Origin of the sequence: Pseudaquabacterium terrae (assembly GCF_013266755.1) — a bacterium.
Classification (GTDB): domain Bacteria; phylum Pseudomonadota; class Gammaproteobacteria; order Burkholderiales; family Burkholderiaceae_C; genus Pseudaquabacterium; species Pseudaquabacterium terrae.
The window spans coordinates 39,562-58,318 of sequence record NZ_JABRWJ010000002.1 but is presented as its reverse complement, the minus strand read 5'-3'; the positions used below and the strand labels follow the sequence as shown (position 1 = coordinate 58,318).

General features: G+C 65.0%; 25 protein-coding genes. 1 reads left to right on the top strand and 24 read right to left on the bottom strand.

Annotated features, from left to right (window positions below; all coding sequences use genetic code 11):
- Window position 1: 1 nt before the first annotated feature.
- From rplR to rpsL, 23 genes are all read right to left on the bottom strand, one after another.
- Window positions 2-364: a 50S ribosomal protein L18 gene (rplR, locus tag HLB44_RS05425; RefSeq protein WP_173121476.1), complete on the bottom strand. Its 363-nt coding sequence runs from the start codon at window positions 362-364 to the stop codon at window positions 2-4.
- A gap of 10 nt (window positions 365-374) precedes the next feature.
- Entirely contained in the window at window positions 375-908 is a 534-nt protein-coding gene (gene rplF, locus HLB44_RS05420; protein WP_173121474.1) for a 50S ribosomal protein L6, read from the bottom strand.
- A gap of 15 nt (window positions 909-923) precedes the next feature.
- Window positions 924-1,319: a 30S ribosomal protein S8 gene (gene rpsH, locus HLB44_RS05415; protein WP_173121472.1), complete on the bottom strand. Its 396-nt coding sequence runs from the start codon at window positions 1,317-1,319 to the stop codon at window positions 924-926.
- A gap of 27 nt (window positions 1,320-1,346) precedes the next feature.
- Window positions 1,347-1,652 (bottom strand): 30S ribosomal protein S14, encoded by a 306-nt coding sequence (rpsN, locus tag HLB44_RS05410; protein WP_173121470.1) that lies wholly within the window; start codon window positions 1,650-1,652, stop codon window positions 1,347-1,349.
- Window positions 1,653-1,663: 11 nt separating this feature from the next.
- Entirely contained in the window at window positions 1,664-2,203 is a 540-nt protein-coding gene (gene rplE, locus HLB44_RS05405; protein ID WP_173121468.1) for a 50S ribosomal protein L5, read from the bottom strand.
- A 9-nt stretch (window positions 2,204-2,212) separates the two neighbouring features.
- Window positions 2,213-2,530 carry a 50S ribosomal protein L24 gene (gene rplX / locus HLB44_RS05400; RefSeq protein WP_173121466.1) on the bottom strand — a complete coding sequence of 106 codons (318 nt, stop codon included), beginning with the start codon at window positions 2,528-2,530 and terminating at the stop codon, window positions 2,213-2,215.
- Between the two features lie 23 nt (window positions 2,531-2,553).
- The gene (gene rplN, locus HLB44_RS05395) at window positions 2,554-2,922 is read right to left on the bottom strand and encodes a 50S ribosomal protein L14 (protein ID WP_137945232.1); all 369 of its coding nucleotides are present in this window, start codon (window positions 2,920-2,922) and stop codon (window positions 2,554-2,556) included.
- A gap of 193 nt (window positions 2,923-3,115) precedes the next feature.
- Window positions 3,116-3,631 (bottom strand): peroxiredoxin, encoded by a 516-nt coding sequence (locus HLB44_RS05390; protein WP_173121464.1) that lies wholly within the window; start codon window positions 3,629-3,631, stop codon window positions 3,116-3,118.
- A gap of 101 nt (window positions 3,632-3,732) precedes the next feature.
- Window positions 3,733-4,023 carry a 30S ribosomal protein S17 gene (rpsQ, locus tag HLB44_RS05385; protein ID WP_173121462.1) on the bottom strand — a complete coding sequence of 97 codons (291 nt, stop codon included), beginning with the start codon at window positions 4,021-4,023 and terminating at the stop codon, window positions 3,733-3,735.
- Complete coding sequence (rpmC, locus tag HLB44_RS05380) at window positions 4,020-4,223, bottom strand: 50S ribosomal protein L29 (protein WP_173121460.1); 204 nt, start codon at window positions 4,221-4,223, stop codon at window positions 4,020-4,022. The genes rpsQ and rpmC overlap by 4 nt, the downstream gene beginning before the upstream one ends.
- Window positions 4,224-4,237: 14 nt before the next feature.
- Complete coding sequence (rplP, locus tag HLB44_RS05375) at window positions 4,238-4,654, bottom strand: 50S ribosomal protein L16 (protein WP_173121458.1); 417 nt, start codon at window positions 4,652-4,654, stop codon at window positions 4,238-4,240.
- A 12-nt stretch (window positions 4,655-4,666) separates the two neighbouring features.
- Window positions 4,667-5,563: a 30S ribosomal protein S3 gene (gene rpsC / locus HLB44_RS05370; RefSeq protein WP_173121456.1), complete on the bottom strand. Its 897-nt coding sequence runs from the start codon at window positions 5,561-5,563 to the stop codon at window positions 4,667-4,669.
- A gap of 16 nt (window positions 5,564-5,579) precedes the next feature.
- Window positions 5,580-5,909 carry a 50S ribosomal protein L22 gene (gene rplV / locus HLB44_RS05365; RefSeq protein ID WP_173121454.1) on the bottom strand — a complete coding sequence of 110 codons (330 nt, stop codon included), beginning with the start codon at window positions 5,907-5,909 and terminating at the stop codon, window positions 5,580-5,582.
- A gap of 10 nt (window positions 5,910-5,919) precedes the next feature.
- Window positions 5,920-6,195 carry a 30S ribosomal protein S19 gene (rpsS, locus tag HLB44_RS05360; protein ID WP_173121452.1) on the bottom strand — a complete coding sequence of 92 codons (276 nt, stop codon included), beginning with the start codon at window positions 6,193-6,195 and terminating at the stop codon, window positions 5,920-5,922.
- Window positions 6,196-6,204: 9 nt separating this feature from the next.
- Complete coding sequence (rplB, locus tag HLB44_RS05355; protein ID WP_173121450.1) at window positions 6,205-7,029, bottom strand: 50S ribosomal protein L2; 825 nt, start codon at window positions 7,027-7,029, stop codon at window positions 6,205-6,207.
- A 3-nt stretch (window positions 7,030-7,032) separates the two neighbouring features.
- The gene (gene rplW, locus HLB44_RS05350) at window positions 7,033-7,359 is read right to left on the bottom strand and encodes a 50S ribosomal protein L23 (protein ID WP_173121448.1); all 327 of its coding nucleotides are present in this window, start codon (window positions 7,357-7,359) and stop codon (window positions 7,033-7,035) included.
- The gene (gene rplD / locus HLB44_RS05345; RefSeq protein ID WP_173121446.1) at window positions 7,356-7,976 is read right to left on the bottom strand and encodes a 50S ribosomal protein L4; all 621 of its coding nucleotides are present in this window, start codon (window positions 7,974-7,976) and stop codon (window positions 7,356-7,358) included. The genes rplW and rplD overlap by 4 nt, the downstream gene beginning before the upstream one ends.
- A gap of 2 nt (window positions 7,977-7,978) precedes the next feature.
- A complete protein-coding gene (gene rplC, locus HLB44_RS05340; RefSeq protein ID WP_173121444.1) occupies window positions 7,979-8,686 on the bottom strand; it encodes a 50S ribosomal protein L3 in 708 nt (235 codons plus the stop codon).
- 189 nt (window positions 8,687-8,875) lie between these two features.
- The gene (gene rpsJ / locus HLB44_RS05335) at window positions 8,876-9,187 is read right to left on the bottom strand and encodes a 30S ribosomal protein S10 (RefSeq protein ID WP_173121442.1); all 312 of its coding nucleotides are present in this window, start codon (window positions 9,185-9,187) and stop codon (window positions 8,876-8,878) included.
- Between the two features lie 10 nt (window positions 9,188-9,197).
- Window positions 9,198-10,388, bottom strand: coding sequence for an elongation factor Tu (gene tuf, locus HLB44_RS05330; protein ID WP_173121439.1), 1,191 nt, complete (start codon window positions 10,386-10,388; stop codon window positions 9,198-9,200).
- Between the two features lie 188 nt (window positions 10,389-10,576).
- Window positions 10,577-12,679: an elongation factor G gene (gene fusA / locus HLB44_RS05325; protein ID WP_173121437.1), complete on the bottom strand. Its 2,103-nt coding sequence runs from the start codon at window positions 12,677-12,679 to the stop codon at window positions 10,577-10,579.
- 96 nt (window positions 12,680-12,775) lie between these two features.
- Window positions 12,776-13,246 (bottom strand): 30S ribosomal protein S7, encoded by a 471-nt coding sequence (gene rpsG / locus HLB44_RS05320; protein ID WP_173121435.1) that lies wholly within the window; start codon window positions 13,244-13,246, stop codon window positions 12,776-12,778.
- A 157-nt stretch (window positions 13,247-13,403) separates the two neighbouring features.
- Complete coding sequence (gene rpsL / locus HLB44_RS05315; protein WP_173121433.1) at window positions 13,404-13,781, bottom strand: 30S ribosomal protein S12; 378 nt, start codon at window positions 13,779-13,781, stop codon at window positions 13,404-13,406.
- Window positions 13,782-13,912: 131 nt separating this feature from the next.
- On the opposite strand from rpsL, the gene HLB44_RS05310 reads away from it, so the two are divergent.
- Window positions 13,913-14,452: a putative toxin-antitoxin system toxin component, PIN family gene (locus HLB44_RS05310; RefSeq protein ID WP_173121431.1), complete on the top strand. Its 540-nt coding sequence runs from the start codon at window positions 13,913-13,915 to the stop codon at window positions 14,450-14,452.
- 57 nt (window positions 14,453-14,509) lie between these two features.
- Here the strand turns inward: HLB44_RS05310 and rpoC are convergent, their stop codons facing one another.
- Window positions 14,510-18,748 (bottom strand): DNA-directed RNA polymerase subunit beta', encoded by a 4,239-nt coding sequence (gene rpoC, locus HLB44_RS05305; RefSeq protein WP_173121429.1) that lies wholly within the window; start codon window positions 18,746-18,748, stop codon window positions 14,510-14,512.
- Window positions 18,749-18,757 lie beyond the last annotated feature (9 nt).

The following is an 18,757-nucleotide window of genomic DNA, read 5'->3' as shown; positions in this document are numbered from 1 at the left end:
CTTAGAACTGCAGGCCGGCTTCACGCGCCGCCTCGGCGAGCGCCTTGACGCGGCCGTGGTAGGCAAAGCCCGAGCGATCGAACGCCACCTTCTCGACGCCGGCGGCCTTGGCCTTCTCGGCGATGCGCTTGCCCACCAGGGCGGCTGCAGTGGCGTTGCCGCCCTTGTCCTTGCCAATCTGCTCGCGCACTTCCTTCTCGGCCGTCGAGGCCGATGCCAGCACGCGCTGGCCGTCGTCGGAAATGACGCTGGCGTAGATGTGCAGGTTGGAACGGAAGACCGTCAGTCGCACCGCGCCCTGGATGGCGATGCGGGCACGGGTCTGGCGGGAGCGACGCAGGCGCTGTTCTTTCTTGGTCAGCATGATCGGCTCCTTACTTCTTCTTCGTTTCCTTCAGCACCACGCGCTCATCGGCGTAGCGGATGCCCTTGCCCTTGTAGGGCTCGGGCGGACGGATTGCGCGCACTTCGGCAGCCACCTGGCCGACGACCTGGCGGTCCGCCCCCTTGATCAGGATCTCGGTCTGTGTCGGGCACTCGACCTTGATGCCGGCGGGCATTTCCTTGGCCACCGGATGCGAGAACCCGATCTGCAGGTTCAGCTTGGTGCCTTGCGCCTGGGCCCGGAAGCCCACGCCGACCAGGTTGAGCTTCTTCTCGAAGCCCTTGCTCACGCCGTTGACCATGTTGTTGAGCAGCGCACGCATCGTGCCGCTCATCGCATTGGCTTCGACGCTGTCATTGGCCGGGGCGATCTTCACCTGATCACCGTCCAGCGTGACGGTGACCAGGCCGTGCGCCGCCCGCACCAACGTGCCGTTGGCACCCTTGACCGTGATCTGGTCTTCCTTGATCTGCACGTCCACGCCCTTCGGGACGGTGATCGGCATCTTTCCTACGCGGGACATGTTCGTCTCTCCTCGTCAGGCCACGTAGCAAAGGACTTCGCCGCCGACACCGGACTGGCGCGCCTTGCGATCGGTCATCACGCCCTTGGGCGTCGTGACGATCGCCACACCGAGGCCGTTCATCACCTGTGGGATCGCGTCGCGACCCTTGTAGATGCGCAGGCCGGGACGGCTGACACGCTCGATGCGCTCGATCACCGGGCGACCGGCGTAGTACTTCAGCGCGATTTCGAGTTCGCTCTTGGCGCCCTCGGCCTTGACCGCGAAACCGTCGATGTAGCCCTCGTCCTTCAGGACCTGGGCAATCGCCACCTTCAGCTTCGACGACGGCATCACGACGACCGCCTTCTCGATCATCTGCGCGTTACGAATACGCGTCAGCATGTCGGCGATGGGATCACTCATGCTCATTGTGTATCTCCTTCGGGCTGCCGCTGATTACCAGCTGGCCTTGACCACGCCCGGGATGTCGCCCTTGAAGGCGAGCTCGCGGATCTTGCTGCGGCCGAGGCCGAACTTGCGGAACGTGCCGCGCGGACGACCGGTCAGCTCGCAACGATTGCGCAGACGGGTCGGGTTGGCATTGCGCGGCAGCTTCTGCAGCTCCAGGCGGGCCAGGTAGCGTTCTTCGTCGGACTTCTGCGCGTCGTTGGCGACGGCCTTCAGTTCGGCGTGCTTCTTCGAGAACTTGGCGACCAGCTTCTCGCGCTTGGCTTCACGTTGCTTCAGGGACAGTTTGGCCATGGTGACGCCTATCAGTTCTTGAACGGGAAGCGGAAGGCGGCGAGCAGTGCCTTGCACTCGTCGTCGGACTTCGCGGTGGTCGTGAAGCTGATGTTCAGACCGCGGATCGCGTCGATCTTGTCGTACTCGATCTCGGGGAAGATGATCTGTTCCTTGACGCCGACGTTGTAGTTGCCGCGGCCATCGAACGAACGACCCGAGATGCCGCGGAAATCGCGCACGCGCGGCAGCGCGATCGTCACGAAGCGGTCCAGGAATTCGTACATCTGGACGCCGCGCAGCGTGACCATGCAGCCGATGGGCAGGTCCTCGCGGATCTTGAAACCGGCGATGGCCTTGCGCGACTTGGTGATCACCGGCTTCTGACCGGCGATCTTGGTCAGGTCGCCGACGGCGTGGTCCATCACCTTCTTGTCGGCGACGGCCTCGCTAACGCCCATGTTGAGCGTGATCTTCGTCAGGCGAGGCGCTTGCATCACCGACTTGTAGCCGAACTTGGCGACCAGGTCGGGCACGACCTTTTCGCGGTAGAACTGTTGCAGACGAGCCATGTCGACCTCTTACGCCTTGATCTCTTCGCCGCTGGACTTGTAGACGCGGACCCGCTTGCCATCGGCAAGGGTCTTGACGCCGACACGGTCAGCCTTGGCCGTCGCGGGATTGAAGATCGCGACGTTGGATTGGTTGATCGGCATCGTCTTGTCGACCACGCCGCCGGTCGTGCCCTTCATCGGGTTCGGCTTGACGTGCTTCTTCACCACGTTGATGCCATCGACGACGACATGGTCCTCGTCGACGCGCAGCGACACGGTGCCGCGCTTGCCCTTGTCGCGGCCGGTCAACACGATGACCTGGTCGCCCTTGCGAATCTTGTTCATGGCCTGTCCTTCGATCTGGGCGCTTACAGCACTTCGGGCGCCAGCGACACGATCTTCATGAAGCGCTCGGTACGCAGCTCACGCGTCACCGGCCCGAAGATGCGGGTGCCGATCGGCTCGAGCTTGGCGTTGAGCAGCACGGCGGCATTGCCGTCGAACTTCACCAGCGAACCATCCTGGCGGCGCACGCCCTTGGCGGTACGGACCACCACGGCGCTGTAGATCTCGCCCTTCTTGACGCGACCGCGCGGCGCAGCTTCCTTGATCGACACCTTGATGATGTCGCCGATGCCGGCATAACGGCGCTTGGAGCCGCCCAGCACCTTGATGCACATGACGGACTTCGCGCCCGTGTTGTCGGCCACGTCGAGCCGCGATTGCATTTGGATCATTGATGTCCCCAACTTGTCCCGTCACGCTGATCTGCAGTGCAAATCGGCGCATCGGTCAGTCTTGGGCCCGTCAGCGCCGCCTTGGGAGGCAACACTGCTTGGGCGGATCCGCCGATCGACTCACAACGAATGTGCGAGCCGACCAACGGCGAAGCTGCGGATTATGGGTGCCAACCCGCGCTGGCGTCAAGCGTCAGGCTGAAATTTCCTTGGCCTGGCGCAGCATCGTTTCGGCATCGCTGACCTCGAACTTGCCGGGACCTTCGAGGTTGAGCGCCTTGACGACACCATCCTTGACCAACATCGAGTAGCGCGCCGAGCGCAGACCCATGCCTTTGGCAGTCAGGTCCAGCGTGAGGCCCGTGGCCTTGGCGAAGTCCGCGCTGCCATCGGCCATCATGCGCACCTTGCCGCCCGAGTGCTGGTCGCGGCCCCAGGCACCCATCACGAAAGCATCGTTGACCGACACGCACCAGATCTCGTCGACACCGGCCGCCTTCAGCTCGTCAAATCTCGCGACATAACCTGGAACGTGCTTGGCCGAGCAGGTCGGCGTGAACGCGCCCGGCAGACCGAAGATCGCGATCGTCTTGCCGGCGCTTTCCTTCTGCACATCGAAGGTGTTCGGACCGATCGAGCAGCCATTGCCCTCGACCTCGATGAACTCGTTCAATGTGCCCGCGGGCAACTTGTCGCCAACCTTGATCATGCAAATCTCCTCGTGTGGAATGGACAACGGCCGGGCGCCAGTATTCCAGCGTTCCGGCCGTCGAGGGCGCGCGGAGCCGATGCCCCGCCGCGTGGATCGGCTTAGACCAGCGCTGCCTTCTGCAGCAGCTTGGTGACGACCCAGGACTTGGTCTTGCTGATCGGACGGCCTTCGGCGATCTCGACCAGGTCACCCATGTGGTACTCGCCCTTTTCGTCGTGGGCGTGGTACTTGCGCGAGCGGCCGACGATCTTGCCGTACAGCTCGTGCGTGACGCGGCGCTCGACGAGCACGGTCACCGTCTTGGACCGCTTGTCGCTGACGACGCGGCCGATCAACGTGCGGGTGTTCTTCAGCGGCGCTTGCTGGGCTTGGACTTGGGCTTCGCTCATTTCGCGGCTCCCTTCTTCTTCTCGGCCAGGATGGTCTTGGCGCGAGCGATGTCACGGCGGGTGATGCGCAGCGTCGTGGTGTTACCCAGTTGCTGCGTGCCCTTCTGCATGCGCAGGCCGAAGTGAGCCTTCAGGAGGTCGGTGACCTCCTTCTCGAGGCCCGCGACGTCCTTGGCGCGCAGATCAGATGCTTTGGTCATGGTGTTACTCCGGGTCAGGCGCCGACCTGGCGCGAGACGAAGGTGCAGCGCAGCGGCAGCTTGGCAGCGGCCAGCGTGAACGCTTCGCGCGCCAGTTGCTCGGGCACGCCGTTCAGTTCGTACAGCACCTTGCCCGGCTGGATTTCGGCGACGTAGTACTCGGGGTTGCCCTTGCCGTTACCCATCCGCACTTCGGCCGGCTTCTGCGAGATCGGCTTGTCCGGGAAGATGCGAATGAAGATGCGGCCGCCGCGCTTGATGTGACGCGAGATCGCCCGGCGAGCGGCTTCGATCTGGCGGGCGGTGATGCGGCCGCGCTCGGTGGCCTTGAGGCCGAAATCGCCGAACGACACGGCAGCACCGCGCGTGGCGATGCCGGTGTTGCGGCCCTTCTGTTCCTTGCGGAACTTGCGACGTGCTGGTTGCAGCATGTTCTTTTCTCCTTACGCGCCGGTGCCGGGCGCGGGCGCCTTGCGCACGCGCTTGACGGCCGGGCGGTCGCCAGCCGGGGCATCGCCCGGCTTGCTGTCGGGCGAGACGGGGGAAACCACGTCGGTGCGGGGCGCGTCGGCACGGGCACCGCGGTCGCGGTCGCCGCCGGGGCGGGGACCACGGCGGTCGGGCGCACCCGGGCCACCAGGACGCGGACCGCGACGCGGGCGGCGATCTTCTTCCTGACCCTCGGGCTTGGTGGTGCCCGGCGCGTCTCCGCGGCCGAGGTTGTCACCACGGTAGACCCAGCACTTGACGCCGATGACGCCGTACGTGGTCTTGGCTTCCGAGAAGCCGTAGTCGATGTCTGCGCGCAGCGTGTGCAGCGGCACGCGGCCTTCGCGGTACCACTCGGTGCGCGCGATTTCGATGCCGTTCAGCCGGCCGGCCGACATGATCTTGATGCCCTGGGCGCCCAGGCGCATCGCGTTCTGCATTGCGCGCTTCATCGCACGGCGGAACATGATGCGCTTCTCGAGCTGCTGGGTGATCGAGTCGGCGATCAGCTGCGCATCGATTTCGGGCTTGCGCACTTCCTCGATGTTCACCGCGACCGGCACGCCCAGGCGGCGCGCCAGTTCGGCCTTCAGGTTCTCGATGTCCTCGCCCTTCTTGCCGATCACGACACCCGGGCGCGCCGAGAAGATCGTGATGCGGGCGTTCTTGGCCGGGCGCTCGATCAGGATGCGCGAGACCGCGGCATTCTTCAGGCGCTTCTTCAGGAACTCGCGCACCTGCAGGTCTTCGGCCAGCATGCCGGCGAAGTTGCGGTTCGAGGCGTACCAGCGCGAAGCCCAGGCACGCGTGACGGCCAGGCGGAAGCCGGTCGGATGGATTTTTTGTCCCATGGTCCTCTTCCTAGCCTCAGTTGCCGACGGTCACGAAGATGTGACAGGTCGGCTTGCTGATGCGGTTGCCACGGCCCTTGGCGCGTGCGGAGAAGCGCTTCAGCGTCGCACCCTGCTCGACGTAGATCGACTTGATCGTCAGTTCGTCGATATCGGCGCCGTCGTTGTGCTCGGCGTTCGCGATCGCGGACTCGAGCGCCTTCTTGACGATGCCGGCGGCCTTCTTCTGCGTGAAGGCGAGGATGCTCAGCGCCTGGTCCACTTTCTTGCCGCGGACCAGGTCAGCCACCAGGCGGCCCTTGTCGACCGACAGGCGCACACCGCGGACGATTGCTTTGGTTTCCATCGTCGGCCCCTTACTTCTTCGCCTTCTTGTCCGCCGGGTGACCCTTGAACATGCGGGTCATGGCGAACTCGCCGAGCTTGTGGCCGACCATCTGGTCGGTCACATACACGGGGACGTGTTGCTTGCCGTTGTGCACGGCGATCGTCAGACCGATGAAATCGGGCAGGATCGTCGAGCGGCGCGACCAGGTCTTGATCGGCTTCTTGTCCTTGATGGCAACGGCCTTGTCGACCTTGGCCATCAGGTGGTGGTCCACGAACGGACCCTTCTTGAGTGAGCGTGCCATGGTGGACCCTTACTTCTTGCGACGCGACACGATCATGGTCTGCGTGCGCTTGTTGTTGCGGGTGCGGTAGCCCTTGGTCAGCGTGTTCCACGGCGACACCGGAGCGCGCGCCTCGCCGGTGCGGCCTTCGCCGCCGCCGTGCGGGTGGTCCACCGGGTTCATCGCGACGCCGCGCACCGTCGGGCGGATGCCCATCCAGCGCTTGACACCGGCCTTGCCGTACTGGCGCAGGTTGTGCTCTTCGTTCGACACTTCGCCGATCGTCGCGCGGCAGTCGATGTGGATCTTGCGAACCTCACCCGAGCGCAGGCGAACCTGGGCGTAGATGCCTTCACGCGCCATCAGCGTCACCGCAGTGCCGGCCGAACGCGCGATCTGCGCGCCCTTGCCAGGCAGCATCTCGACGCAATGGATCGTCGCACCGACCGGGATGTTGCGGATCGGCAGCGTGTTGCCGGCCTTGATCGGCGCCTCGGCGCCGGACAGCAGCGTCGCGCCGACTTCCAGGCCACGCGGGGCGATGATGTAGCGGCGCTCGCCATCGGCGTAGCACACCAGCGCGATGTGCGCGGTGCGGTTCGGGTCGTACTCGATACGCTCGACCTTCGCCGGGATGCCGTCCTTGTTGCGGACGAAATCGACGACGCGGTAGTGGTGCTTGTGCCCACCACCCTTGTGGCGCATCGTGATGTGGCCATTGTTGTTGCGGCCGGAGTTCTGCTTTTGCGGCTCGAGCAGCGAGGCCTCGGGCGCGCCCTTGTGCAGGTGCTTGTGCACGACCTTCACGACGGCGCGGCGGCCGGGCGAGGTCGGTTTGACTTTGACGACGGCCATGATTTACGCAGCCTCCCCGGAGAAGTTGAGCTCCTGGCCGGGCTTCAGCGAGACGTACGCCTTCTTCGCGTGGTCGCGACGGCCGGTACGGCCGCCGAAGCGCTTGACCTTGCCCTTCTGGTTGGCGACCTGCACGGACTTCACTTCGACCTTGAACAGCAGCTCCACGGCGGCCTTGATCTCGGTCTTGGTGGCATCGCGCAGCACCTTGAACAGCACCTGGTTGTGCTTCTCGGCAACGCTCGTGGCCTTCTCGGACACGATCGGCGAAATCAGCACCTGGGCCAGGCGGCCCTCATCGAACTTGGTGGGTTGGACACCGTGGCTCATGCGAACATCTCCTTGAGCTGCTCGATCGCGCCCTTGGTCACCAGCACCTTCTTGTAGAAGACCAGCGACAGCGGATCGGCGTAGCGCGGCTCGATCACCAGCACGTTGGCCAGGTTGCGCGACGCCAGCGCCAGGTTCTCGTCGACCGAGTCGGCGATCACCAGCACGGAATCGAGGCCCATGGCCTTGAACTTGGCAGCCAGCAGCTTGGTCTTCGGCGCATCGACGGAGATGGAATCCACCACCGCCAGGCGGCCGTCGCGAGCCAGCTGCGAGAAGATCGACGCCATGCCGGCGCGATACATCTTCTTGTTGACCTTGTGCGAGAAATTCTCGTCCGGCAGGTTCGGGAAGGCACGACCGCCTCCACGCCAGATCGGCGACGAGGTCATGCCGGCGCGCGCGCGGCCGGTGCCCTTCTGGCGCCACGGCTTCTTGGTGCTGTGCTTGACCGACTCGCGGTTCTTCTGCGCGCGGGTACCTTGGCGCGCATTGGCCTGGTAGGCAACGACGACCTGGTGCACCAGGGCTTCGTTGTAGTCGCGTGCGAACACGGTGTCCGGCGCGTCGACCTTGGAGGTCGCCTGGCCTTGTTCGTTCAGGAGCTCGAGTTGCATGGTCAGGCTCCCTTCTTGGCCGGCGCGGCAACAGCGCCACCCTTGGCGGCGCGGGCCTTGACGGCCGGACGCACGGTCACGAAGCCGCTCTTGGAACCCGGCACGGCGCCGCGGACCAGCAGCAGCTGGCGCGCTTCGTCGATGCGCACGATGTCGAGGTTCTGCGTCGTGACGGTCTCGTCGCCCATGTGACCCGACATGCGCTTGCCCGGGAACACGCGGCCCGGGTCCTGCGCCATCGAGATCGAGCCCGGGACGTTGTGCGAACGGCTGTTGCCGTGCGACGCGCGCTGCGAGCTGAAGTTGTGACGCTTGATCGTGCCGGTGAAGCCCTTGCCGATCGAGGTGCCCTGCACGTCGACCTTCTGGCCGACGGCGAACAGCGTCACCGGCACCGAGGCGCCAGCGGCGTACTGGCCGACCACATCGGCCGGCACGCGGAATTCCTGGAGGATCTCACCGGCTTCCACGCCCGCTTTCGCGAGGTGGCCGGCTTCCGGCTTGGTCACGCGCGAGGCTTTGCGCGCACCGAACGCCACTTGCAGGGCGTTGTAGCCGTCGGTCTGCTCGGTCTTGACCTGGGTGATGCGGTTGTTCGACACGTCGAGCACCGTCACGGGAACGGCGTCGCCGTCGTCCGTGAAGATGCGCATCATGCCGACCTTGCGGCCCAGCAAACCGAGGCGATAGCTGTTTGCAGCTGTCGTCATGGCTTTTCTCCAGCACCGTTTGCCCGAGTTCACTCGGACGCCCAGCGCCTTTGTTTCAATCACCCGACATCGATTGGCCGGGAGCGGTATGCGTCAGTGTCCTGACGCGTTCGGGCGGCCATCATGGGCCGCCGCGAAAAGCTTGCGAGTATAGCTGGCTTGCCGGTTATCCGACAAGCCAGCCGGTCATCACTGCAGCTTGATCTCGACGTCGACGCCAGCCGGCAGGTCCAGCTTCATCAGCGCGTCGACCGTCTTGTCCGTCGGGTCGACGATGTCCATCAGGCGCTGGTGCGTGCGGATCTCGAACTGGTCGCGGCTCGTCTTGTTGACGTGCGGCGAACGCAGGATGTCGAAACGCTGCATGCGCGTCGGCAGGGGCACCGGGCCCTTGACGATCGCGCCGGTGCGTTTGGCGGTTTCGACGATCTCCAGAGCCGACTGGTCGATCAGCTTGTAGTCGAAGGCTTTCAGGCGGATGCGGATCTTTTGCTTTTGCATGGTGTCCGCCTTACTCGAGGATCTTGGCGACGACGCCGGCGCCGACAGTGCGACCACCTTCGCGGATCGCGAAGCGCAGGCCCTCTTCCATCGCGATCGGATTGATCAGCTTGACCGTGATGCTGACGTTGTCGCCCGGCATCACCATCTCCTTGTCCTTCGGCAACTCGACCGCGCCGGTCACGTCCGTCGTGCGGAAGTAGAACTGCGGGCGGTAGTTGTTGAAGAACGGCGTGTGGCGTCCGCCCTCTTCCTTGCTCAGCACGTAGATCTCGGCTGTGAAGTGCGTGTGCGGCTTGACGCTGCCCGGCTTGCACAGCACTTGACCGCGCTGCACATCCTCGCGCTTGGTGCCGCGCAGCAGGATGCCGACGTTGTCACCGGCCTGGCCCTGGTCCAGCAGCTTGCGGAACATCTCGACGCCGGTGCAGGTCGTCTTCTGCGTGGCCGCAATGCCCACGATCTCGATTTCCTCGCCGACCTTGATCACGCCACGCTCGACCCGGCCCGTCACCACGGTGCCGCGGCCCGAGATCGAGAACACGTCTTCGACCGGCATCAGGAAGGCGCCGTCGATCGCGCGCTCGGGCGTCGGGATGTAGCTGTCCAGCGCATCGGCCAGCTTCATGATGGCTTGCTCGCCCAGCGGGCCCTTGTCGCCTTCCATGGCCAGCTTGGCGCTGCCGTGGATGATCGGAGTGGCGTCACCGGGGAATTCGTACTTGTCGAGCAGCTCGCGCACTTCCATCTCGACCAGCTCGAGCAGCTCGGCATCGTCGACCATGTCGCACTTGTTCAGGAACACGATGATGTAGGGCACGCCGACCTGACGGGCCAGCAGGATGTGCTCGCGCGTCTGCGGCATCGGGCCGTCAGCGGCCGAGCACACCAGGATCGCGCCGTCCATCTGCGCCGCACCCGTGATCATGTTCTTCACGTAGTCGGCGTGGCCCGGGCAGTCCACGTGCGCGTAGTGCCGGTTGGCCGTCTCGTACTCGACGTGCGCGGTGTTGATCGTGATGCCGCGCGCCTTCTCTTCCGGCGCCGCGTCGATCTGGTCGTAGGCCTTCGCCTCGCCGCCGAACTTCGATGCCAGCACCGACGTGATCGCCGCCGTCAGCGTCGTCTTGCCATGGTCCACGTGACCAATCGTGCCCACGTTCACGTGCGGCTTGGTCCGTTCGAACTTACCCTTTGCCATTGCTTTCTCCGTCTAAAGAGCAATCGCACCGTGTCTTGTTTAAGGTCTCCGCGCAATGTCCGCCACGGGCAGCGGACGTCGAGGCACGAAGACCATCGGGACCCTTCAAGCGGACGCCGCGGAACCGGCTCTGCCGGGCCGCTGGCGTCGCCCCCTTGGGGGAGGCGGCCGCCAGGCCGCTACGGGGGTTACTTGGTTCTCGAGGTGATGATCGCGTCGGCGACGTTCTTCGGAGCTTCAGCGTAGTGCTTGAACTCCATCGTGTACGTCGCACGACCCTGCGACATCGAGCGCAGCGTCGTCGAGTAGCCGAACATTTCCGACAGCGGCACTTCCGCCTTGATGATCTTTCCGCCGCCGGGCATGTCGTCCATGCCCTGCACCATGCCGCGGCGGGACGACAGGTCGCCCATCACCGAGCCGGCGTAGTCCTCCGGCGTCTCGACCTCGACCGCCATCATCGGCTCCAGGATCACCGGCGACGCCTTGCGGCAGCCGTCCTTGAAGCCGAGCGACGCGGCCATCTTGAACGCGTTTTCGTTCGAATCCACTTCGTGGTACGAACCGAAGGTCAGCGTGACCTTGACGTCGACCACCGGATAGCCGGCCAGCACGCCATTCGGCAGCGAGTCGACCACGCCCTTCTCGACCGCGGGAATGAACTCGCGCGGCACCACGCCGCCCTTGATCGCGTCGACGAACTCGAAACCCTTGCCCGGCTCCTGCGGCTCGACCTTCAGCACGACGTGGCCGTATTGGCCCTTGCCGCCGGACTGGCGCACGAACTTGCCTTCGACGTCCGACACCGCCTTGCGGATCGTCTCGCGGTACGCCACCTGCGGCTTGCCGACGTTGGCCTCGACACCGAACTCGCGCTTCATGCGGTCGACGATGATTTCCAGGTGCAGCTCGCCCATGCCCGAGATGATGGTCTGGCCCGACTCTTCGTCGGTCTTGACGCGGAACGACGGATCTTCCTGAGCCAGGCGGCCCAGCGCGATGCCCATCTTTTCCTGGTCGGCCTTGGTCTTGGGCTCGACGGCCTGCGAAATCACCGGCTCCGGGAAGACCATCTTTTCCAGCGTGATGATCGCCGTCGGATCGCACAGGGTTTCGCCCGTGGTCACGTCCTTCAGGCCCACGCAGGCGGCGATGTCGCCGGCCAGGATTTCCTTGATTTCTTCACGCTGGTTGGCGTGCATCTGCAGGATCCGGCCGATGCGCTCTTTCTTGCCGCGGATCGGGTTGTAGACCGAGTCGCCCGACTTCAGCACGCCCGAATAGACGCGCACGAAGGTCAGCTGGCCGACGTACGGGTCGGTCATCAGCTTGAACGCGAGCGCGGCGAACTTCTCGCTGTCGTCGGCCTTGCGCGAGGTTTCCTTGTCATCGTCATCGGTGCCCGGCACCGGCGGGATGTCGATCGGCGACGGCATGAACTCGATCACGGCGTCCAGCATGCGCTGCACACCCTTGTTCTTGAACGCGGTGCCGCACAGCATCGGCTGGATCTCGGTGGCGATCGTGCGCGTGCGGATGCCCTGCTTGATCTCTTCCTCGGACAGCTCGCCCGTCTCGAGGTACTTGTTCATCAGCTCTTCGCTGGCTTCGGCGGCGGCCTCGATCATGTTCTCGCGCCACTTCTGGCAATCGGCCAGCATGTCCGCGGGAATCTCTTCGTAGTTGAACTTCATGCCCTGCGACGCCTCGTCCCAGATGATCGCTTTCATCTTGAGCAGGTCGACGACGCCCTTGAAGTTCTCTTCGGCACCGATCGGCACGACGATCGGCACCGGGTTGGCCTTCAGCCGGGTCTTCATCTGCTCGAAGACCTTGAAGAAGTTGGCGCCGGTGCGGTCCATCTTGTTGACGAACGCCAGACGCGGCACCTTGTACTTGTTGGCCTGGCGCCAGACGGTTTCCGACTGCGGCTGCACGCCGCCCACGGCGCAATAGACCATGCACGCGCCGTCGAGCACGCGCATCGAGCGCTCGACCTCGATCGTGAAGTCGACGTGGCCCGGGGTGTCGATGATGTTGATGCGGTGCTCGGGGAACGACAGGTCCATGCCCTTCCAGAAGCAGGTCGTCGCCGCCGACGTGATCGTGATGCCCCGCTCCTGCTCCTGCTCCATCCAGTCCATCGTCGCGGCACCGTCGTGCACTTCACCGATCTTGTGGTTCACGCCGGTGTAGTAGAGGATGCGCTCGGTCGTGGTGGTCTTGCCGGCATCGATGTGCGCAGAGATACCGATGTTGCGGTAGCGCTCGATGGGGGTCTTGCGGGACATGATTCACTCCAAATACAGGGGCCGCCTCGGGTCGGTAGTAACCCTGAAGGCGGCCGGAGGCAGTTGCGGGCCCGACACCGGGCCCGTTTGGGGCGCTTAGAAGCGGAAGTGCGAGAACGCCTTGTTGGCCTCGGCCATGCGGTGGACTTCGTCGCGCTTCTTCATCGCGCCGCCGCGGCCTTCGCTGGCCTCGAGCAGTTCGTTGGCCAGACGCGCGGCCATCGACTTCTCGCCGCGCTTGCGCGCGCTTTCCTTGAGCCAGCGCATGGCCAGGGCCAGCCGGCGAACGGGGCGAACTTCCACGGGAACTTGGTAGTTCGCACCGCCGACGCGGCGGGACTTGACCTCGACCATCGGCTTCACGTTGTTGATCGCGATCATGAAGATCTCGAGCGGGTCCTTGCCGGCCTTCTTCTCGACCTGGTCGAGCGCACCGTAGATGATGCGTTCGGCCACGGCCTTCTTGCCGGACTCCATGATGACGTTCATGAACTTGGACAGATCGACCGAGCCGAACTTCGGGTCGGGCAGGATCTCGCGCTTGGGTACTTCGCGACGACGTGGCATGGGATTCTTCCTTCTCTAGCTTCAGCTGGCGCCGGCTTTTCGCTTGGCACCTGAGAGGTCACGCAACCGAACCTCTCGCTTACTCGGCGGCTCACACGAGCCCACCGCAACAAACACGCCGCCAGCAGAACCGGCGAACGTGACTTCCACTGGCCTCTTAGGCCTTCTTCGGGCGCTTCGCGCCGTACTTGGAACGCGACTGCTTGCGATCCTTGACGCCCTGCAGGTCGAGCGAGCCGCGCACGATGTGGTAGCGCACACCCGGCAGATCCTTGACCCGGCCGCCGCGCACGAGCACGACACTGTGCTCCTGCAGGTTGTGGCCTTCACCGCCGATGTACGAGATCACCTCGAAACCGTTGGTCAGGCGAACCTTGGCGACCTTGCGCAGCGCCGAGTTCGGCTTCTTCGGGGTCGTGGTGTAGACGCGGGTGCAGACCCCGCGGCGCTGCGGGCAGTTCTGCATCGCAGGCGACTTGCTCTTGATGGCCTCGACCTCACGGCCATGGCGCACGAGCTGGTTGATGGTTGGCATAGGTAACTTGTTCCCGTTTGAAGTCACTCGCTTCCGGCACCTCCGCATGACCCTTTGACCGGACGCGCAGGAAGCGCAAAAGGCGCCGACCGCGAGAGGTTCGACGCCGATGTCCGCAAGGGCTGCCCTCGATGGGGCAGCGGAAATTGCCGAAAAGCCCGCGATTATATTCGTGGCTTCGTTGTGCCGGCAAGCCGGCGTTGGAAGGCCTGTTGGAACACGCGGAACACCCCGTCGAAGTGGTGCTCGACACCAACGTACTGCTGGACTGGCTGCTGTTCGAGGATCCGTCCGCAGCCGGCCTGGCCGCGGCGCTGCAGGCCGGCCGGGTGCAATGGGTGGCGACACAGGCGATGCTGGACGAGCTGTCCCACGTGCAGCAGAAGGCGGCGCTGCAGGCGCGCCTGCAGCGTGTCGACACGATCGCGCAGGCCGTCGCGCGGTGGTGTCGTGTTGTCGAGGCGCCGCCACCGCTGCCGCCGCCCTGGCTCATCTGCACCGACGCCGACGACCAGAAGTTCATCGACCTGGCACTGGCACGCAGGACGCCCTGGCTGCTGAGCCGCGACAAGGCCCTGCTGGCCCTGGCGCGGCGGGCGCGCCCACGCGGTGTCGTCGTCTGTCGCCCGGCGGCCTGGTCACCGGCGACCGTCGCTGACGTCAGAACTTGACGCGGCCGCCCCAAGCGAAAAGGGCGGCCGAAGCCGCCCTTGCGTGGCATGCGCCGTTTACTCGGCCGTGCCGCTGCCGTCCGGTCCGCCGTGCGTGCCGGCGTCCACGGCCGCCAGCTGCACCGCCGCCAGCTCCTCGGCTTCCTGCATCGCGATCGCGCGGCGTTCGCTTTCGTCCATCTCTTCCTTGACCTTGCGCGCCTGGTGATAGGCCATGCCGGTGCCTGCGGGAATCAGGCGGCCGACGATGACGTTCTCCTTCAGACCGCGCAGCTCGTCGCGCTTGCCCATGATCGCGGCTTCGGTCAGCACGCGGGTGGTCTCCTGGAACGAGGCGGCGGACAGGAACGAGTCGGTCGACAACGAGGCCTTGGTGATGCCCAGCAGCACGTCGGCATAGGTCGCGGGCACCTTGCCCTCGCCACGCAACTTGTCGTTGGTGTCGAAGAGCTCGGAACGCTCGACCTGCTCGCCGGCGATGTATTCGCTGTCGCCCGTCGCGACGATCTGCACGCGGCGCAGCATCTGGCGAACGATCACCTCGATGTGCTTGTCGTTGATCTTCACGCCCTGCAGGCGGTAGACGTCTTGCACCTCGTCGACGATGTAGCGCGCCAGTTCCTCGACACCCAGCAGGCGCAGGATGTCCTGCGGATCCGCCGCGCCGTCGACGATCAGCTCGCCCTTGTTCACCACCTGGCCTTCGTGCACCAGGATGTTCTTCTCCTTGGGCACCAGCTCTTCGTGCTTCTTGCCGTCCGGGTCGGTGATTTCGAGGCGCACCTTGCCCTTGGTCTCCTTGCCGAACGAGATCGTGCCGGTCTGTTCGGCCAGGATGCCGACGTCCTTCGGCGAACGGGCTTCGAAGAGCTCGGCCACCCGCGGCAGGCCGCCGGTGATGTCGCGCGTCTTCTGGCCTTCGACCGGGATGCGCGCCAGCACTTCGCCCGGGGCGAGATCCTGGCCGTCGCGCACCTGGATCAGCGAGCCGACCGGGAAGGCGATCGCCACCGAGTGGTCGGTTCCGGGGATCTTGACCTCGTTGCTCGACGCGTCGAGCAGCTTGACCAGCGGACGGACGACCTTGGCGGCGCCGCGGCGCTTCGGGTCGATCACCACCAGCGTCGACAGGCCGGTGACCTCGTCGACCTGCTTGGCGACGGTGACACCTTCCTCGACGCTCTCGAACTTCGCGCGACCGGCGAACTCCGTGATGATCGGGCGCGTCAGCGGATCCCAGTTCGCCAGCACCGTGCCGGCCTTGATCGGCTGGTCGGCCTTGACGTTCAGGGTCGCGCCGTACGGCACCTTGTGGCGCTCGCGCTCGCGGCCGTGCGGGTCGGCAATGATGATCTCGCCCGAACGCGAGATCACGACCAGTTCGCCCTTGCCGTTGGTCACGTAGCGCATCGTCGTGTTGAAGCCGATCAGACCCTCGGACTTCGCCTCGACGCTGTTGGCCACCGCCGCGCGCGATGCCGCACCGCCGATGTGGAAGGTCCGCATCGTCAGCTGCGTGCCGGGCTCACCGATCGACTGCGCGGCAATCACGCCCACCGCTTCGCCGGTATTGACCAGGCCACCGCGGCCCAGGTCGCGGCCGTAGCAGCGCGCGCAGATGCCGAAGCGGGTGGAGCAGGTCAGCGGCGTACGCACCTTGACTTCGTCGACGCCGGCGGCTTCGATCGCATCCAGCGCATCCTCGTCGAGCATCTGGCCCGAGCCGATGATCATCGTCTGCGTCTCGGGGTGCAGCACCTCGACCGCGGAGACGCGGCCCAGGATGCGGTCGCGCAGCGATTCGATCACTTCACCGCCTTCGACCAGCGCGCGGGTTGCGAAGCCGTGTTCGGTGCCGCAATCCTCTTCGGTGACCATCAGATCCTGGGTCACGTCGACCAGGCGGCGTGTCAGGTAACCCGAGTTGGCAGTCTTTAGCGCCGTGTCCGCGAGGCCCTTCCGGGCACCGTGGGTCGAAATGAAGTACTGCAGCACGTTCAGGCCTTCACGGAAGTTCGCCGTGATGGGCGTCTCGATGATTGACCCATCCGGCTTCGCCATCAGGCCGCGCATGCCGGCCAGCTGGCGAATCTGCGCCGCGGAACCGCGGGCGCCCGAGTCGGCCATCATGTAGATCGAGTTGAACGACTCCTGGTCGACTTCCTTGCCGTGGCGGTCCTGGACCTTCTGCTTGGCGAGCTGGGCCATCATGACCTTGCCCACTTCGTCACCGGTCTTGCCCCAGATGTCGACGACCTTGTTGTAGCGCTCGCCGGCGGTCACCAGGCCCGAGACGTACTGCTGCTCGATCTCCTTGACCTCCTTCTCGGCGCGCTCGATCAGGCCGGGCTTCTCCTTCGGCACCAGCATGTCGTCGATGGCGATCGAGATGCCGGCACGCGTCGCAAGGCGGAAGCCGCTTTGCAGCAGCTTGTCGGCCAGCACGACGGTCTCTTTCAGACCGCACTTGCGGAACGACACGTTGATCAGGCGCGAGATCTCCTTCTTCTTCAGCGCCTTGTTGATGTTGCTGAAGGCCAGCCCCTTGGGCAGGATCTCCGACAGCAGGGCGCGGCCGACGGTGGTCTCGACGATCTTGGTTTCGGGCGTGAAGTCGCCGTCGTCCTTGTTCTTGACCCACTCGGTCATTCGCACGCTGACCTTCGCGGTGACCTCGACCTGGGCGTTGTCCAGCGCACGCTGCACTTCGGCCAGGTCCGAGAAGATCATGCCCTCGCCCTTGCCGTTGGTGCGTTCGCGCGTGGCGTAGTACAGGCCGAGCACGACGTCCTGCGACGGCACGATCGACGGCTCGCCCGAGGCCGGGAAGAGCACGTTGTTCGACGACAGCATCAGCGCGCGCGCTTCCATCTGCGCTTCGATCGACAGCGGCACGTGCACGGCCATCTGGTCGCCGTCGAAGTCGGCGTTGAACGCCGAGCAGACCAGCGGATGCAGCTGGATCGCCTTGCCCTCGATCAGCACCGGCTCGAAGGCCTGGATGCCCAGGCGGTGCAGCGTCGGTGCGCGGTTCAGCAGCACCGGGTGCTCCTTGATCACCTCTTCGAGGATGTCCCACACCACCGGCGTGCCCGACTCGACTTCCTTCTTCGCCGCCTTGATCGTGGTGGCGATGCCCATCGCTTCCAGGCGCGAGAAGATGAACGGCTTGAACAGCTCGAGCGCCATCAGCTTCGGCAGGCCGCACTGGTGCAGCTTGAGCGTCGGACCGACGACGATGACCGAGCGGCCCGAGTAGTCGACACGCTTGCCGAGCAGGTTCTGCCGGAAGCGGCCGCCCTTGCCCTTGATCATGTCGGCCAGCGACTTCAGCGCGCGCTTGTTGGCGCCGGTCATCGCCTTGCCGCGACGGCCGTTGTCGAGCAGGGAATCGACTGCCTCCTGCAGCATGCGCTTCTCGTTGCGCACGATGATCTCCGGCGCCTTCAGCTCGAGCAGCCGCGCCAGGCGGTTGTTGCGGTTGATGACGCGGCGATAGAGGTCGTTCAGATCCGACGTGGCGAAGCGGCCGCCATCCAGCGGCACCAGCGGACGCAGGTCCGGCGGCAGCACCGGCAGCACCGTCATCACCATCCACTCGGGCTTCATGCCGCTCTTCTTGAAGGCTTCCAGCACCTTCAGGCGCTTGGAGTTCTTCTTGATCTTCAGCTCGGAGCCGGTGAGGTCGTTGCGGATCTTCTCGATCTCGACGTCGAGGTCCATCTCGGCGAGCAGCTTCTGCACGCCTTCGGCCCCCATCAGCGCGATGAACTCGTCGCCGAATTCAGTGCGCTTCGCGTCGTAGTCCTCCTCGGTCATGATGGAGAACTTCTTCAGCGGCGTCATGCCCGGATCGACGACGACATACGCTTCGAAGTACAGCACGCGCTCGATGTCGCGCAGCGTCATGTCGAGCACCAGGCCCAGGCGCGACGGCAGCGACTTCAGGAACCAGATGTGCGCGCAGGGCGCCGCCAGGTCGATGTGACCCATGCGGTCGCGCCGCACCTTGGTCTGGGTGACCTCGACGCCGCACTTCTCGCAGATCACGCCGCGGTGCTTCAGGCGCTTGTACTTGCCGCACAGGCACTCGTAGTCCTTGATCGGCCCGAAGATCTTGGCGCAGAACAGGCCATCACGCTCCGGCTTGAAGGTCCGGTAGTTGATGGTCTCCGGCTTCTTCACCTCGCCAAAGGACCAGGAACGGATCTTCTCCGGGGAGGCGATGCCGATCTTGATCGAGTCGAAGTGCTCGTCCGGGGTGAACTGCTTGAACAGGTCCAGCAAACCCTTCATGTGTATCTC

Excerpts from the sequence above, each read along its gene's own strand:
- rplR (WP_173121476.1), bottom strand. The coding sequence starts at position 364 with ATGCTGACCAAGAAAGAACAGCGCCTGCGTCGCTCCCGCCAGACCCGT.
- rplF (WP_173121474.1), bottom strand. The coding sequence starts at position 908 with ATGTCCCGCGTAGGAAAGATGCCGATCACCGTCCCGAAGGGCGTGGAC.
- rpsH (WP_173121472.1), bottom strand. The coding sequence starts at position 1,319 with ATGAGCATGAGTGATCCCATCGCCGACATGCTGACGCGTATTCGTAAC.
- rpsN (WP_173121470.1), bottom strand. The coding sequence starts at position 1,652 with ATGGCCAAACTGTCCCTGAAGCAACGTGAAGCCAAGCGCGAGAAGCTG.
- rplE (WP_173121468.1), bottom strand. The coding sequence starts at position 2,203 with ATGGCTCGTCTGCAACAGTTCTACCGCGAAAAGGTCGTGCCCGACCTG.
- rplX (WP_173121466.1), bottom strand. The coding sequence starts at position 2,530 with ATGAACAAGATTCGCAAGGGCGACCAGGTCATCGTGTTGACCGGCCGC.
- rplN (WP_137945232.1), bottom strand. The coding sequence starts at position 2,922 with ATGATCCAAATGCAATCGCGGCTCGACGTGGCCGACAACACGGGCGCG.
- HLB44_RS05390 (WP_173121464.1), bottom strand. The coding sequence starts at position 3,631 with ATGATCAAGGTTGGCGACAAGTTGCCCGCGGGCACATTGAACGAGTTC.
- rpsQ (WP_173121462.1), bottom strand. The coding sequence starts at position 4,023 with ATGAGCGAAGCCCAAGTCCAAGCCCAGCAAGCGCCGCTGAAGAACACC.
- rpmC (WP_173121460.1), bottom strand. The coding sequence starts at position 4,223 with ATGACCAAAGCATCTGATCTGCGCGCCAAGGACGTCGCGGGCCTCGAG.
- rplP (WP_173121458.1), bottom strand. The coding sequence starts at position 4,654 with ATGCTGCAACCAGCACGTCGCAAGTTCCGCAAGGAACAGAAGGGCCGC.
- rpsC (WP_173121456.1), bottom strand. The coding sequence starts at position 5,563 with ATGGGACAAAAAATCCATCCGACCGGCTTCCGCCTGGCCGTCACGCGT.
- rplV (WP_173121454.1), bottom strand. The coding sequence starts at position 5,909 with ATGGAAACCAAAGCAATCGTCCGCGGTGTGCGCCTGTCGGTCGACAAG.
- rpsS (WP_173121452.1), bottom strand. The coding sequence starts at position 6,195 with ATGGCACGCTCACTCAAGAAGGGTCCGTTCGTGGACCACCACCTGATG.
- rplB (WP_173121450.1), bottom strand. The coding sequence starts at position 7,029 with ATGGCCGTCGTCAAAGTCAAACCGACCTCGCCCGGCCGCCGCGCCGTC.
- rplW (WP_173121448.1), bottom strand. The coding sequence starts at position 7,359 with ATGAGCCACGGTGTCCAACCCACCAAGTTCGATGAGGGCCGCCTGGCC.
- rplD (WP_173121446.1), bottom strand. The coding sequence starts at position 7,976 with ATGCAACTCGAGCTCCTGAACGAACAAGGCCAGGCGACCTCCAAGGTC.
- rplC (WP_173121444.1), bottom strand. The coding sequence starts at position 8,686 with ATGACGACAGCTGCAAACAGCTATCGCCTCGGTTTGCTGGGCCGCAAG.
- rpsJ (WP_173121442.1), bottom strand. The coding sequence starts at position 9,187 with ATGCAAAAGCAAAAGATCCGCATCCGCCTGAAAGCCTTCGACTACAAG.
- tuf (WP_173121439.1), bottom strand. The coding sequence starts at position 10,388 with ATGGCAAAGGGTAAGTTCGAACGGACCAAGCCGCACGTGAACGTGGGC.
- fusA (WP_173121437.1), bottom strand. The coding sequence starts at position 12,679 with ATGTCCCGCAAGACCCCCATCGAGCGCTACCGCAACATCGGTATCTCT.
- rpsG (WP_173121435.1), bottom strand. The coding sequence starts at position 13,246 with ATGCCACGTCGTCGCGAAGTACCCAAGCGCGAGATCCTGCCCGACCCG.
- rpsL (WP_173121433.1), bottom strand. The coding sequence starts at position 13,781 with ATGCCAACCATCAACCAGCTCGTGCGCCATGGCCGTGAGGTCGAGGCC.
- HLB44_RS05310 (WP_173121431.1), top strand. The coding sequence starts at position 13,913 with ATGGGGCAGCGGAAATTGCCGAAAAGCCCGCGATTATATTCGTGGCTT.
- rpoC (WP_173121429.1), bottom strand. The coding sequence starts at position 18,748 with ATGAAGGGTTTGCTGGACCTGTTCAAGCAGTTCACCCCGGACGAGCAC.